This window comes from Roseovarius roseus (assembly GCF_043355935.2).
GTDB classification, from domain to species: domain Bacteria; phylum Pseudomonadota; class Alphaproteobacteria; order Rhodobacterales; family Rhodobacteraceae; genus Roseovarius; species Roseovarius roseus.
In genome coordinates this window covers 88,865-101,428 of the sequence record NZ_JBHFPE020000001.1, presented here as the reverse complement: position 1 = coordinate 101,428, position 12,564 = coordinate 88,865, and the positions used below count along the sequence as shown (strand labels likewise).

The window sequence follows — 12,564 nt, the reverse complement described above, 5'->3', positions numbered from 1 at the left end:
TTACTTCCGCTTCGCTTTTTTGTCGGCGGCATGACCGTAATAGGTCCGCGTCGGCGAGTATTCACCGAACTTCTGACCGATCATGTCTTCGCTGACGTTGACAGGGATATGCTTCTTGCCGTTGTAGACGCCAAACGTCAGGCCCACGAACTGGGGCAGGATCGTCGAGCGGCGCGACCATATCTTGATGACTTCATTGCGCCCGGATTCGCGCGATGCTTCGGCCTTTTTCAGGACGTAAGCATCCACGAAGGGGCCTTTCCATACAGAACGTGCCATGTCTTAACGGCCCTTCTTCTTGGCGTGACGCGAGCGGATGATCAGCTTCTGCGACGCCTTGTTCTTGTTGCGGGTGCGGGCACCCTTGGTCGGCTTGCCCCACGGGGTGACCGGGTGACGACCACCCGACGTGCGGCCCTCACCACCACCATGCGGGTGATCGATCGGGTTCATGACGACACCACGAACGGACGGGCGCACGCCGTAATGGCGCATCCGGCCGGCCTTGCCGAAGTTCTGGTTCGAGTTGTCGGGGTTCGAGACCGCGCCAACCGTCGCCTTGCACTCCTGACGCACCAGGCGAAGCTCGCCCGAGCTGAGGCGGATCTGCGCGTAGCCACCGTCACGGCCGACGAACTGGGCATAGGTGCCCGCAGCGCGTGCGATCTGGCCGCCCTTGCCGGGCTTCAGCTCGATGTTGTGGACGATGGTACCGATGGGCATGCCCGAGAACGGCATGCAGTTGCCGGGCTTGATGTCGACCTTGGCGCCGGAATAGATCTTGTCGCCGATCGCGAGGCGCTGAGGCGCCAGGATGTAGGTCTGCTCGCCATCGTCATACTTGACGAGAGCGATGAACGCGGTCCGGTTCGGGTCATATTCGATCCGCTCGACGGTGGCCGCCATATCGAATTTGTTACGCTTGAAATCAACGATCCGGTAGAGGCGCTTGGCCCCACCCCCGCGACGACGCGATGTGATACGTCCGGTGTTGTTCCGGCCGCCCGATTTCGTCAAACCCTCGGTGAGGGCCTTGACGGGGCGTCCTTTATACAGCTCCGAACGGTCGATCAGCACCAGCCCGCGCTGGCCCGGCGTCGTTGGCTTATACGACTTGAGTGCCATGCTTTCTGTCTTCCGTTTAGCAAACGGCGAACACGTGTGTCCGCCTATGTGAGGCGGGCCTGGCCCACCATTGGTATAGGCCCCCGTAGGTGCCCGGCTAGATCGTTCAAGTGAACGAAAACGAAGCCCCGGACGAATCCGGGGCTGCCGTGATGGGTCCGTTTAGGAGGGATGGCGCGCAGGGTCAAGCAGATATGGAGGAAAAGGCACTCTTGCTTGCAAGGCGCCCCCTGCCCCACAGGACGCGCCCCCTCTCCAAGCCGGGCGAGCGCCTGACCGGGGGCTGGCGCCCGAAACGGCTGTTCGATGAACTTTATCCCTGCCAAACCCCTCCACCACTCATACGGCAGCGCCCGACCGCCAAAGCGCCAGACCGCGGGCCGGTCAGGCGCTCGCCCGGCGCGCTGCGCGCGCTGTTCGGGCGGGGTACATTGACAGTTGCTACTGAACCGCAGGAATTCTTCCTGAATAGTTGAACGACAATCTTCTCACGGTGTTTTAGGCTCCTGCTCGAAACAGTGTCTCCTAAAAGGCTTACGTGATGATTCAAGACCCAAAATACACTCGAAACGCTGACATAATTCGGGCAATGCGCCCTTTTCAACGAGAAGCGGCCCAACTCATTGTTCATGACGTAGTCAATGGTAGCCCTCCAGCAACTATCAAGGAAGCTCAAGATAGATATCGGGATCGGCTAGGAGAGGGTTTCTCAATCGACAATGGGAAAGGTTGGCGGGACGATATTCGAGACACCTCTGTTCATCTGCTTATCAAAAATGGATTTGCCAAGGCCTGCGTTGTGACCTTGCGCCGCGAGGATGGTCGTTTATCGGACTGGAGTCGGGATCGCGACTTGCTAAATTCTGCCGCAAAGCTTGAATTCGAATCCGGGGGGAATCGAAATGTCGCAGCGTACTTAGCTGGCCTGCGAGAAAATTGCCGTGTTTATGGTAATGGCGGAGAAGCCGTCTATGTCTACACCGATAGCCGTTTGGATGAAACCGGCTCATCATATTGCAAGATCGGTCGGCATCTAACCTGCGAAATCGGCGCCGTAGCGGTTCGTGTGTTGTCACAGTATGGCACCGGAAGTGCTGGCGTGCCCGTTCTACGATATGTTTTCAGGACAGATGATGCGGTGGCGTTGGAAACTCGATTGCATCATTTCTTTTCCTCGGAACATGCAAAGGACGCGTTTGGGGATGAGTGGTTTAAAACGGATCATACGAAGGTTCTGGAGAAGTTTGAATCAATAGTATCTTGAATTGTTCAAACAGTCCGCATGTACAAATCCATTCAACGAAAAACCCCGGCCACTACAGCCGGGGTTTCTCAAATCTTCAAGCCAACTTAATCTCAGAGGCCAGTGGTCACGTCGATCGTGTTGCCTTCTTCCAGCGTGACATACGCCTTCTTGACGTCCGCGCGGCGGCCCATCTGGCCGCGGAAGCGCTTTGCCTTGCCCTTGGTGATGGTCGTGTTCACGGCCTTCACCTTGACACCAAAGAGCGCCTCGACGGCTTCCTTGATCTGCGGCTTGGCCGCACCGATCGCAACTTCGAAGACGACGGCGCCGTTCTCGGACGCCATCGTGGCCTTCTCGGTCACGACGGGCTTGCGGATCACGTCGTAATGTTCGGGTTTCGCGCTCATTTCTGATCCCCCTTCGACAAACGGGCCTCAAGTGCTTCGACACCCGCCTTGGTGATGACCAGGGTATCACGCTTGAGGATGTCATAGACGTTCGCACCGATGGTCGGCAGAACGTCCAGACCCTCGATGTTGCGCGCGGCCTTGGCGAAATCGGCGTTGACCTCGGCGCCGTCGATGACCAGCGCACGCTTCCAGCCCAGATCCTTGATCTGCTTGGCCAGAATGCCGGTCTTTGCGACATTGCTGAAATCCTCGATGATCACCAGCTCGCCTGCGCGCGCCTTGGCGCTCAGGGCATGCTTGAGACCGAGGGCGCGAACCTTCTTGGGCAGATCATGCGCATGGCTGCGCGGCGTCGGGCCCTTGTAGATACCACCCTTGCGGAAGATCGGAGCCGAACGCGCGCCGTGGCGTGCGCCGCCGGTGCCCTTCTGGCGATAGATCTTCTTGGTCGAGTAGCTGACTTCCGAACGCGTCTTGACCTTGTGCGTGCCCTGCTGCGCCTTGTTGCGCTGCCAGCGGACGACACGGTGCAGGATATCCGCGCGGGGATCCAGGTCGAAGATGTCTTCGCCCAGATCGACCGAGCCGGCCTTGCTGCCGTCCAGTTTGATCATGTCGAGTTTCATGCTTCGTCATCCTTCTTGGTCTCGTCCAGAGTCTCGCTCTGGTCGCCAGCCTCGGCGCTATCCGCCTCGATCTGGGCCTCGGCCTCTTTCTCGGCTTCGGCTTCCTGAGCGGCCTGTGCCTCGGCTGCGGCCTTGGCTGCTGCTTCTTCCTCGGCTGCGGCGGCTGCGGCGGCTTCTGCTGCGGCCTTCTCGGCCTCTTCAGCTGCCGATTTCAGCGCGGCGGGCAGGATGGCGCTCTCGGGGAAAGGCTTTTTCACCGCATCCTTGATCGTCACCCAGCCACCTTTGGAGCCGGGAACGGCGCCTTTGACCATGATCAGGCCACGGTCGGCGTCGGTCTTGATCACCTGCAGGTTCTGCGTGGTGATGCGCGCGGCACCCATGTGACCGGCCATCTTCTTGCCTTTGAAGACCTTGCCCGGATCCTGGCACTGGCCCGTCGAGCCGTGCGAGCGGTGGCTGATCGAAACGCCGTGGGTCATTTCCAGACCGCGGAAGTTGTGACGCTTCATGGCACCGGCAAAACCCTTACCGATCGAAGTGCCGCAGACATCCACGAACTGACCTTCGAAGTAATGGTTCGCGGTGATTTCCTCACCCACGGCAATCATGTTCTCGGGCGCAACGCGGAATTCCGCGATCTTGCGCTTGGGCTCCACCTTGGCTGCGGCGAAGTGGCCGCGCATTGCCTTGGAGGTCCGCTTGGCCTTGGCCGAGCCTGCGCCCAGCTGAACGGCCGAGTAGCCGTGGCTGTCGGCCGTGCGCTGTGCAACGACCTGCAGTTTGTCCAGTTGAAGAACGGTGACAGGAACCTGCCGGCCGTCTTCCATGAAAAGACGGGTCATGCCCACCTTCTTTGCGATAACGCCAGAGCGCAACATAGTCAGTGCCCTCCTTAAACCGAAATCTGCACGTCGACACCGGCCGCCAGGTCGAGCTTCATCAGCGCGTCCACGGTCTGGGGTGTCGGATCAACGATGTCCAGCAGGCGCTTGTGCGTGCGGATTTCCCATTGATCGCGGGATTTCTTGTTCACGTGGGGGCCACGCAGAACGGTGAATTTTTCAATCTTGTTCGGCAGCGGAATCGGACCACGGACGTCAGCGCCCGTGCGTTTCGCGGTGTTCACGATTTCCTGCGTGCTGGCATCCAGTACGCGGTAGTCGAACGCCTTCAGCCGAATGCGAATGTTCTGGCTTTGCATTGGTCTAGCCTTTCGCGGCATTGGAGTTGATAGGAGGGAGGCCGGACCACCCGGCCTCCCTCATCGAACCCTTGGGGCGGGCAGCCTGCCCGCCCGGGATAATTATTCGATGATCTTCGAAACGACGCCGGCGCCGACGGTGCGGCCGCCTTCACGGATGGCGAAGCGCAGACCCTCTTCCATGGCGATCGGGGCGATCAGCTCGACGTTGAACTGAAGGTTGTCGCCCGGCATCACCATCTCGGTGCCTTCGGGCAGAACAACGGTGCCGGTCACGTCCGTGGTACGGAAGTAGAACTGCGGGCGGTAGTTGGCGAAGAACGGCGTGTGACGGCCACCCTCTTCCTTGTTCAGGATGTAGGCTTCTGCCTCGAACTTGGTGTGGGGCGTAACCGACTTCGGCTTGCACAGAACCTGACCACGCTCGACACCTTCACGGTCGATGCCGCGCAGCAGTGCGCCGATGTTGTCGCCTGCTTCACCACGATCCAGCAGCTTGCGGAACATTTCCACGCCCGTGCAGGTCGTTTTCTTGGTGTCTTTCAGGCCAACGATCTCGATCTCGTCGCCGACGTTGATGACACCGCGCTCGACGCGGCCGGTCACAACCGTACCACGGCCGGAGATCGAGAAGACGTCCTCGACCGGCATCAGGAAGGGCTGGTCCACAGCGCGTGCCGGAGTCGGGATGTACTCGTCGACAGCGGCCATCAGCTCGCGGATCGAATTCTCTCCGATTTCGGGATCACGGCCTTCCATCGCGGCCAGAGCCGAACCCTTGACGACGGGGATGTCGTCGCCGGGATAGTCGTAGCTCGACAGAAGCTCGCGGATCTCCATTTCCACCAGTTCCAGCAGCTCGTCGTCGTCGACCTGATCGACCTTGTTCATGTAGACGACCATGTAGGGAATACCCACCTGGCGGCCCAGCAGGATGTGCTCGCGGGTCTGGGGCATGGGGCCGTCAGCTGCGTTCACGACCAGGATCGCGCCGTCCATCTGGGCGGCACCGGTGATCATGTTCTTGACGTAGTCGGCGTGGCCGGGGCAGTCGACATGCGCGTAGTGACGCGCTTCGGTCTCATACTCGACATGTGCAGTCGAGATGGTGATGCCGCGGGCTTTCTCTTCGGGCGCGCCGTCGATCTGGTCATACGCGCGGAAGTCGCCGAAATACTTGGTGATCGCAGCCGTCAGCGTGGTCTTGCCGTGGTCGACGTGACCGATCGTGCCGATGTTCACGTGCGGTTTGCTGCGGTCAAACTTTTCCTTTGCCATGGTGTGGCTCCTCTTTTGACAAGTCAGGTGGTGAGCGTCATGCCCACCCTACAGTTTGGGTAGGGCGGGGATTTTCCCCCGCCACCCGGTTTAAGCGTATTTCGCCTGGATCTCTTCCGAGATGTTGCTCGGGACCGGCTCGTAATGCGAGAACTGCATCGTGAACTGGGCCCGGCCCGACGACATGGACCGCAGGGTGTTGATGTAGCCAAACATGTTGGCCAGCGGCACCTTGCAATTCAGAGCGATGGCGTTGCCGCGCGGCTCCTGCCCCGAGATCTGGCCCCGGCGCGAGGTCAGGTCACCGATGATACCGCCCGTATACTCTTCTGGCGTGATCACCTCGACCTTCATGATCGGCTCGAGCAGCTTGGCACCGGCCTTGCGCAGACCTTCGCGCATACCCATCCGTGCCGCGATCTCGAACGCCATGACCGACGAGTCGACGTCGTGGAACTTGCCGTCGATCAGCGCGACCTTGAAGTCGATGACCGGGAAGCCGGCCAGCGGGCCGCTATCCATGACCGAGCGGATGCCCTTCTCGACGCCCGGAATGTATTCCTTGGGCACCGAACCACCGACGATGCGGCTCTCGAACGAGAAGCCTTCTCCCGGCTCTGTCGGCGAGATGACCATCTTGACCTCGGCGAACTGACCCGAACCACCCGACTGCTTCTTGTGGGTGTAGGTATGCTCGACCTCGTGACCGATCGTCTCGCGGTAGGCCACCTGGGGCGCACCGATATTGGCGTCAACCTTGAATTCGCGGCGCAGACGGTCGACCAGGATGTCGAGGTGAAGCTCGCCCATGCCTTTCATGATCGTCTGACCGGATTCGATGTCGGTCTCAACGCGGAACGAGGGATCCTCGGCCGCAAGACGTGCGAGGCCCGCCGACATTTTCTCCTGGTCGCCCTTGGTCTTGGGCTCGACCGCGATCTCGATGACGGGATCGGGGAAGGTCATTGTTTCCAGAACAACCTGCTCCTTGACGTCCGACAGAGTGTCACCGGTTGTCGTATCCTTCAGACCCGCAAGCGCGATGATGTCGCCGGCAAAGGCTTCTTCGATCTCTTCGCGGTTGATCGAGTGCATCATCATCATACGGCCGATGCGCTCTTTCTTGCCCTTGGTCGTGTTCTGGACGGTGTCGCCCTTCTTGACGACGCCAGAATAGATGCGCGTGAAGGTCAGCGAGCCGACGAACGGGTCGTTCATGATTTTGAACGCAAGGCCCGAGAACGCCATGTTGTCATCCGCGCGGCGCGGGATGTTACGCGTTTCGGTCTCGTCATCGGGGCTGAAGCCCATGTAATCGACCACGTCCAGCGGGCTGGGCAGGTAATCGACCACGGCGTTCAGCAGCGGCTGCACACCCTTGTTCTTGAACGCCGAGCCACAGAGCACGGGAACGAAGGTCATCGACAGCGTGCCCTTGCGGATCAGCTTACGCAGGGTCGGAACGTCGGGCTCTTCGCCTTCCAGATACGCTTCCATCGCGGCGTCGTCCATTTCGACGGCGTTTTCGATGAGGTTCGCGCGCCACTCGTCGGCGAGGTCCTTCAGTTCGTCGCGGATCGGCTGACGGGTCCAGGACGCGCCCAGATCCTCACCTTTCCAGGTCCACTCTTCCATGGTGACGAGGTCAACCATGCCTTCCAGCTCGTTCTCTGCGCCGATCGGGATCTGGATCGGTGCGGGCGTGGCGCCCGTGCGGTCCTTGATCATCTTGACGCAGTTGAAGAAGTCAGCGCCGATCTTGTCCATCTTGTTGACGAACACGATCCGCGGCACCTTGTAGCGGTCAGCCTGGCGCCAGACGGTCTCGGTCTGGGGCTCGACACCCGCGTTGGCATCCAGAACGGCGACGGCACCGTCAAGCACGGCCAGCGAACGCTCGACTTCGATGGTGAAGTCGACGTGGCCGGGCGTGTCGATGATGTTCATGCGGAACTTGGTGTCCGATGTGCCATCCTTGGTCGGGTCTTCCTGCCACTGCCAGAAGGTGGTGGTCGCAGCCGAGGTGATCGTGATGCCACGCTCCTGCTCCTGCTCCATCCAGTCCATCGTGGCAGCACCGTCATGCACCTCACCAAGGTTGTGGGATTTGCCGGTGTAGAACAGGATCCGTTCGCTGCAGGTAGTCTTGCCTGCATCGATATGGGCCATGATGCCGAAATTGCGGTAGCGTTCGAGCGGATAGTCGCGTGCCATGGGGCTGCTTCCTCAGAGTATCAGATTACCAACGGTAATGGCTGAAGGCTTTGTTCGCCTCGGCCATCTTGTGTGTGTCTTCGCGCTTCTTGACGGCGCTGCCGCGGCTGTTCACGGCATCCAGAAGCTCGCCTGCAAGGCGCTCTTCCATCGTGTTCTCGTTGCGCGCGCGGCTGGCATTGATCAGCCAGCGGATCGCCAGCGCCTCGCGGCGCTCGGGGCGCACTTCGACGGGGACCTGGTAGGTCGCACCGCCGACGCGGCGCGAGCGGACTTCGACCGACGGCTTGATCAGATCAAGCGCCTCGTGGAAGATCTCGACCGGCGCGCGCTTGGCCTTGTCCTCGACGCGGGTCAGCGCGTTGTAGACGATGCGCTCGGCGGCGGATTTCTTGCCATCGATCATCAGGTTGTTCATGAACTTTGTCAGAACCCGGTCACCATACTTGGCATCGGGCAGGACTTCGCGCTTTTCGGCGGCGTGACGACGGGACATCTGGTAATCCTCTTACTTCGGGCGCTTGGCGCCATATTTCGAACGGCGCTGCTTACGGTCCTTGACGCCTTGCGTGTCGAGCACGCCGCGCAGGATGTGGTAGCGAACGCCGGGAAGGTCCTTGACGCGGCCGCCGCGGATCAGGACCACCGAGTGCTCCTGCAGGTTGTGGCTCTCACCCGGGATGTAGCTGATGACCTCAAAGCCATTCGTCAGGCGCACCTTGGCAACCTTACGCATGGCCGAGTTCGGCTTCTTGGGCGTCGTGGTGTAAACGCGTGTGCAGACGCCGCGCTTTTGCGGGCAACCCTGCAAATGCTGCGATTTCTGCGCTCTTACTTTCGGTTGCCGCGGCTTGCGGATCAACTGTTGGATCGTTGGCATTCCGGTTCTTTCCCCGTCTCTCAACACATGTGTCTGCATGGGCAAACCCATGCGGTTAATCAAATGCATATGGCGCGTCCGCAATACGCAAGAACCGCGATCGCAACCCTTGCTGGTCGGACGCGGTGAGTTTCCAGAGGATCGGGACGGCGGGCGTCCGGATCTTGACCACTTCAGTTCTGATATCGGCAGACGGGGCGACCCCCAAGCCGGATGAGGCGCGTATAGGGGGAGTCGCAGGGGTTGTCAACAGGCCCACCCGGGCTTTGGCGGCGCGGCCCGCGTGCCTTTGCGCCAAGGCCCGCGCATCACTCAATTGCCTCGGCCGTGCCTTGTCTTGGCGCGTATCGCCTGCCATCGTCAAGGGCATCGGCAAGGCGGGCAGGATCGCGCGGAACATGGACACATCTTCGATGCAGGTCATCGGCCTTTGCCGGTTTTCCTACCCCGCCCTCGGCGGCTTCCAGATCGAGCATGCGACGCTGGAGGAGCGCGCCGCCTTTCTCTATGATCCCGTGCGGATGGAGGAGCGTTTTGCCACCTTCCAGACGCTGACCCTGCCAGCCCTGCGCGCGCAGACCGATCCCGACTTCACCCTCGCCATCGTCGTGGGCGACGCGATGCCCGAGCCGCTGCTGGTTCGCCTGCTGGACCTGGTCGAGGATATGCCGCAGGCCGTCATCATCCCGCGCGCGCCCGCACGGCATCGGCAGGTGATGTGCGAGGTGATCAACAGCATCCGCCGCGAGGGCCCCCTGCCCTCGCTGCAGTTCCGGATGGATGATGACGATGCGGTCGCGGTCACCTTCGTTCAGCGTCTGCGCGAGGCTGCGGGTGACATCGCCCCGATGCTGGCGCGGCATCGCTATGTCGGCATCGACTTCAATGAGGGGCATATCGCGCGCATCGGTCCCAGGGGCATCCACGCCAAGGAAACGATCGAAACGCTCTGGACCCCCGCGCTTGGCATGGCCGTCGCGCCCGGCGCATCGCGCGGCATCATGAATTTCAGCCACGCCAAGCTGGGCCGCGTCATGCCAGTCGTCACGCTGCCGGGCGCACCCATGTTTCTGCGCGGCCATAACCAGTTCAACGATTCGCGCCAGAAGGAAGGCGTGCGCCCCGTGCGCCCGCCGCTGCTGGATGCCGCCGGCGAGGAGATGTTTCGCCAGATCTATAACATCGACGCGGATGCCATCCGCGCCTACTTCGCAAAGGCCGCCTGACATGCGCACCATTGGCGTCTGCCGCTTTTCCTACCCGGCCCTCGGCGGCTTCAAGCGGATGCATGACACCGTGGCCGAGCGCGAGGCCTATCTTTATGGGCCCGAGCGCATGGCCCTACGCTTTGCACATTTCGAGACGCTGACCCTGCCCTCCGTCGCGGCGCAGACGGATCCCGATTTCACCTTTCTCATCGTGATTGGCCAGAACATGCCGCAGCCTTGGCTGGGCCGTCTCGAAGCGCTCTGCGCGCCCGTGCCGCAGATCAAGATTGTCCCCTCAGCGCCGCTGAAACACCGCCTTGCCCTGCAACGGGCTATTCAGGCTGAGTTGGGCGAGGGCCGTCCCGAAAGCCTGCAATTCCGTTTGGATGACGATGATGCGATGGGAGTGGATTTCATCGAGCTCGCGCGCTCGGTCGCCCGCCGGTCCGCGCGGCTGCGGCGGCGTCAGCCGCGCACCGCGATCGACTTCAACACCGGGTATTCGGCCACCCTCTCGGCCGAAGGTATCATTGCCGAGGATGTCGTCAGTTCATTCTGGGCCTGCGGCCTCGCGGTGCATTTTGCCGAAGGCGATGACAAGACGATCATGAATTTCGGCCATCACAAGCTGCACCACATCATGCCGTCCATCATCCACCCGCGCCCGCGCATGTATATCCGCGCCAAGCACGTAGATAATGACAGTGAGGCCAAGTTCCGGCCGCGCAGGCTGAGGCCGCTGACGGACGCGCAGCGCCAGATTTTCCGCGACAGGTTCAACGTGGACGAAGAACGTGTGCGCGCCGCCTTCGCCGAGCTTGCCAGCGCGCGATAAGAGGCAGCGTCAGGACGCCTTTTGCGCGATCAGGTCGATCAGCGCGGACATGCCCGCATGCCCGGTCCCTTCGGTGATCTCGCGGTCATACGCCTCAAGGCGCAGGATCTGAAGATCGCCGAATGCCTCCTCCAGAAGCTCAATCGTATACATGTTCTCGGCCTTGGGCGGCCCGCCAGTGCCATAATCCAACTGCTCGGGCCGGTAGCCGTGCAGTAGCAGCTTGCCCCCCGGCTTCAGCGTGCGCTTCATCCCGTCAAAGATCTCGTCGCGCATCTGCGGCCCGGCGAACTGGATGAAGATGGCGACAACGGTGTCGAACGCCTCCGGCTCCCAGTCCCAGCTATCGACATCTGATACGTTGAAGTCTACCTTGACGCCCCGCGCCTCGGCCAGGCGGCGCGCCTTATCGACTGCAACGGGCGAAGCATCAAACCCGGTAACGCTCAGCCCCTGCTGCGCCAGGAAAACTGAATTGCGGCCCTCGCCATCGGCGACGGCCAGCGCGCGGCCAGGCGCAAGGTGATGCGCCTGACCAAGCAGGAACCCCGCAGGATCGGTGCCGAAAAGATAGCCGTCACCGGCATAGCGCTCGTCCCACATGGAGGTGCTCATCGCATTGCCTCAGAACTTGTCGACAGGCATCTTGAGATAGTGGTGCCCGTCATCCTCTGCCTTTGGCAACTGCCCCCCACGCAGGTTGATCTGCAAGGCGGCCAGCATCCGGTCGGGCAGCGCCAGGGTTTCGTCGCGCTCCTCGCGCGTCTTGACATACTCGGCCTTCTTGGTGCCGTCCTTGACATGCTTGTTGCTGGCCTTGTGCTCATCCACGGTCGCCTCCCATGCGGGGGTGTCGCGGCCTTCCGAGCCGTAGTCATGGCCGATATAGAGGCGCGTATCACCCGGCAGGCTGAGAATTTCCTGGATCGACGACCAAAGCACATCGGCGGACCCGCCGGGAAAATCGCAGCGGCTGGTCCCCGCATCGGGCATCATCAGCGTATCATGCACAAAGGCCGCATCGCCGCAGTGATAGGTGATCGAGCCCAGCGTATGACCCGGCGACAGCATCACGGACACGTCCAGATTGCCGATCTTGAACCTATCCCCATCCTCGAACAGGCGGTCGAAATCGGCATCGGGATTGAACGCATCGGGCGTGTTGTAAAGATCGCGCCACAGCTCGGCGATCTCGCGCACCTTGGCGCCGATGGCATTGGGCACCTCCAGCCGCGCCCTGAGATGCGCGGAGGCCATCAGGTGATCCGCATGGGGGTGCGTGTCGAGGATCCACTCGATCTTGAGACCGTGCTCTTCGGCCAGCGAGACGACCTGGTCCATGCTGCGGGTATCGGTGCCGAAGCTTTTCGGGTCGAAATTCCAGACGACATCGATCAGCGCGGCGGATTTCGTCTCGGGACAGGCGCAGATATACTGGATTGAGCCGGTGTCAGGCTCATAAATGCCCCAGACATCGGGGCTGCCGGGGCCGGTCGAGGCGGAATGGCGGACGATGGGTTCGTTGAGATCGCTCATGG

General features: G+C 61.3%; 16 protein-coding genes. 3 read left to right on the top strand and 13 right to left on the bottom strand.

The window, feature by feature from the left end:
- The gene (rpsS, locus tag ACEWPL_RS00545; RefSeq protein WP_008236480.1) at positions 1-279 is read right to left on the bottom strand and encodes a 30S ribosomal protein S19; all 279 of its coding nucleotides are present in this window, start codon (positions 277-279) and stop codon (positions 1-3) included.
- 3 nt (positions 280-282) lie between these two features.
- Complete coding sequence (gene rplB, locus ACEWPL_RS00540) at positions 283-1,125, bottom strand: 50S ribosomal protein L2 (RefSeq protein ID WP_393935182.1); 843 nt, start codon at positions 1,123-1,125, stop codon at positions 283-285.
- Positions 1,126-1,666: 541 nt separating this feature from the next.
- Here rplB and ACEWPL_RS00535 point away from each other — a divergent pair.
- Positions 1,667-2,389, top strand: coding sequence for a GIY-YIG nuclease family protein (locus tag ACEWPL_RS00535; protein WP_393935184.1), 723 nt, complete (start codon positions 1,667-1,669; stop codon positions 2,387-2,389).
- A 92-nt stretch (positions 2,390-2,481) separates the two neighbouring features.
- Here the strand turns inward: ACEWPL_RS00535 and ACEWPL_RS00530 are convergent, their stop codons facing one another.
- From ACEWPL_RS00530 to ACEWPL_RS00490, 9 genes are all read right to left on the bottom strand, one after another.
- Positions 2,482-2,778: a 50S ribosomal protein L23 gene (locus tag ACEWPL_RS00530; RefSeq protein WP_108691203.1), complete on the bottom strand. Its 297-nt coding sequence runs from the start codon at positions 2,776-2,778 to the stop codon at positions 2,482-2,484.
- Complete coding sequence (gene rplD, locus ACEWPL_RS00525) at positions 2,775-3,407, bottom strand: 50S ribosomal protein L4 (RefSeq protein ID WP_393935186.1); 633 nt, start codon at positions 3,405-3,407, stop codon at positions 2,775-2,777. Before rplD ends, ACEWPL_RS00530 begins: the two co-directional genes overlap by 4 nt.
- Positions 3,404-4,288, bottom strand: coding sequence for a 50S ribosomal protein L3 (gene rplC, locus ACEWPL_RS00520; RefSeq protein WP_393935188.1), 885 nt, complete (start codon positions 4,286-4,288; stop codon positions 3,404-3,406). Before rplC ends, rplD begins: the two co-directional genes overlap by 4 nt.
- Positions 4,289-4,302: 14 nt before the next feature.
- Positions 4,303-4,611, bottom strand: coding sequence for a 30S ribosomal protein S10 (gene rpsJ / locus ACEWPL_RS00515; RefSeq protein WP_076532278.1), 309 nt, complete (start codon positions 4,609-4,611; stop codon positions 4,303-4,305).
- A gap of 102 nt (positions 4,612-4,713) precedes the next feature.
- Positions 4,714-5,889 carry an elongation factor Tu gene (gene tuf, locus ACEWPL_RS00510; RefSeq protein ID WP_393935190.1) on the bottom strand — a complete coding sequence of 392 codons (1,176 nt, stop codon included), beginning with the start codon at positions 5,887-5,889 and terminating at the stop codon, positions 4,714-4,716.
- 90 nt (positions 5,890-5,979) lie between these two features.
- Positions 5,980-8,103 carry an elongation factor G gene (gene fusA / locus ACEWPL_RS00505; RefSeq protein WP_393935192.1) on the bottom strand — a complete coding sequence of 708 codons (2,124 nt, stop codon included), beginning with the start codon at positions 8,101-8,103 and terminating at the stop codon, positions 5,980-5,982.
- Between the two features lie 25 nt (positions 8,104-8,128).
- Positions 8,129-8,599, bottom strand: coding sequence for a 30S ribosomal protein S7 (rpsG, locus tag ACEWPL_RS00500; protein ID WP_393935194.1), 471 nt, complete (start codon positions 8,597-8,599; stop codon positions 8,129-8,131).
- A gap of 12 nt (positions 8,600-8,611) precedes the next feature.
- The gene (gene rpsL, locus ACEWPL_RS00495; protein WP_076532270.1) at positions 8,612-8,983 is read right to left on the bottom strand and encodes a 30S ribosomal protein S12; all 372 of its coding nucleotides are present in this window, start codon (positions 8,981-8,983) and stop codon (positions 8,612-8,614) included.
- Positions 8,984-9,038: 55 nt separating this feature from the next.
- Positions 9,039-9,383: a hypothetical protein gene (locus tag ACEWPL_RS00490; RefSeq protein WP_393935196.1), complete on the bottom strand. Its 345-nt coding sequence runs from the start codon at positions 9,381-9,383 to the stop codon at positions 9,039-9,041.
- Between ACEWPL_RS00490 and ACEWPL_RS00485 the strand changes: the two genes are divergently transcribed.
- Both ACEWPL_RS00485 and ACEWPL_RS00480 read left to right on the top strand, forming a co-directional pair.
- Positions 9,382-10,209, top strand: a complete 828-nt coding sequence (locus ACEWPL_RS00485; RefSeq protein ID WP_393935198.1) for a putative rhamnosyl transferase — start codon at positions 9,382-9,384, stop codon at positions 10,207-10,209. The two genes, ACEWPL_RS00490 and ACEWPL_RS00485, sit on opposite strands and share 2 nt — an antisense overlap.
- A gap of 1 nt (position 10,210) precedes the next feature.
- A complete protein-coding gene (locus ACEWPL_RS00480; RefSeq protein ID WP_393935200.1) occupies positions 10,211-11,026 on the top strand; it encodes a glycosyltransferase in 816 nt (271 codons plus the stop codon).
- Positions 11,027-11,035: 9 nt separating this feature from the next.
- Here ACEWPL_RS00480 and ACEWPL_RS00475 read toward each other — a convergent pair whose 3' ends face one another.
- Both ACEWPL_RS00475 and ACEWPL_RS00470 read right to left on the bottom strand, forming a co-directional pair.
- Positions 11,036-11,641: an SAM-dependent methyltransferase gene (locus ACEWPL_RS00475; protein ID WP_393935201.1), complete on the bottom strand. Its 606-nt coding sequence runs from the start codon at positions 11,639-11,641 to the stop codon at positions 11,036-11,038.
- Positions 11,642-11,650: 9 nt separating this feature from the next.
- Positions 11,651-12,562, bottom strand: coding sequence for an MBL fold metallo-hydrolase (locus ACEWPL_RS00470; protein WP_393935203.1), 912 nt, complete (start codon positions 12,560-12,562; stop codon positions 11,651-11,653).
- Positions 12,563-12,564 lie beyond the last annotated feature (2 nt).

Bases quoted from the DNA above. Each gene is read 5' to 3' on its own strand.
- ACEWPL_RS00535 (WP_393935184.1), top strand. From the start codon at position 1,667: ATGATTCAAGACCCAAAATACACTCGAAACGCTGACATAATTCGGGCA.
- rpsS (WP_008236480.1), bottom strand. From the start codon at position 279: ATGGCACGTTCTGTATGGAAAGGCCCCTTCGTGGATGCTTACGTCCTG.
- ACEWPL_RS00475 (WP_393935201.1), bottom strand. From the start codon at position 11,641: ATGAGCACCTCCATGTGGGACGAGCGCTATGCCGGTGACGGCTATCTT.
- ACEWPL_RS00470 (WP_393935203.1), bottom strand. From the start codon at position 12,562: ATGAGCGATCTCAACGAACCCATCGTCCGCCATTCCGCCTCGACCGGC.
- rpsJ (WP_076532278.1), bottom strand. From the start codon at position 4,611: ATGCAAAGCCAGAACATTCGCATTCGGCTGAAGGCGTTCGACTACCGC.
- rpsL (WP_076532270.1), bottom strand. From the start codon at position 8,983: ATGCCAACGATCCAACAGTTGATCCGCAAGCCGCGGCAACCGAAAGTA.
- ACEWPL_RS00490 (WP_393935196.1), bottom strand. From the start codon at position 9,383: ATGTTCCGCGCGATCCTGCCCGCCTTGCCGATGCCCTTGACGATGGCA.
- tuf (WP_393935190.1), bottom strand. From the start codon at position 5,889: ATGGCAAAGGAAAAGTTTGACCGCAGCAAACCGCACGTGAACATCGGC.
- ACEWPL_RS00485 (WP_393935198.1), top strand. From the start codon at position 9,382: ATGGACACATCTTCGATGCAGGTCATCGGCCTTTGCCGGTTTTCCTAC.
- ACEWPL_RS00530 (WP_108691203.1), bottom strand. From the start codon at position 2,778: ATGAGCGCGAAACCCGAACATTACGACGTGATCCGCAAGCCCGTCGTG.
- fusA (WP_393935192.1), bottom strand. From the start codon at position 8,103: ATGGCACGCGACTATCCGCTCGAACGCTACCGCAATTTCGGCATCATG.
- rplB (WP_393935182.1), bottom strand. From the start codon at position 1,125: ATGGCACTCAAGTCGTATAAGCCAACGACGCCGGGCCAGCGCGGGCTG.
- rplC (WP_393935188.1), bottom strand. From the start codon at position 4,288: ATGTTGCGCTCTGGCGTTATCGCAAAGAAGGTGGGCATGACCCGTCTT.
- ACEWPL_RS00480 (WP_393935200.1), top strand. From the start codon at position 10,211: ATGCGCACCATTGGCGTCTGCCGCTTTTCCTACCCGGCCCTCGGCGGC.
- rplD (WP_393935186.1), bottom strand. From the start codon at position 3,407: ATGAAACTCGACATGATCAAACTGGACGGCAGCAAGGCCGGCTCGGTC.
- rpsG (WP_393935194.1), bottom strand. From the start codon at position 8,599: ATGTCCCGTCGTCACGCCGCCGAAAAGCGCGAAGTCCTGCCCGATGCC.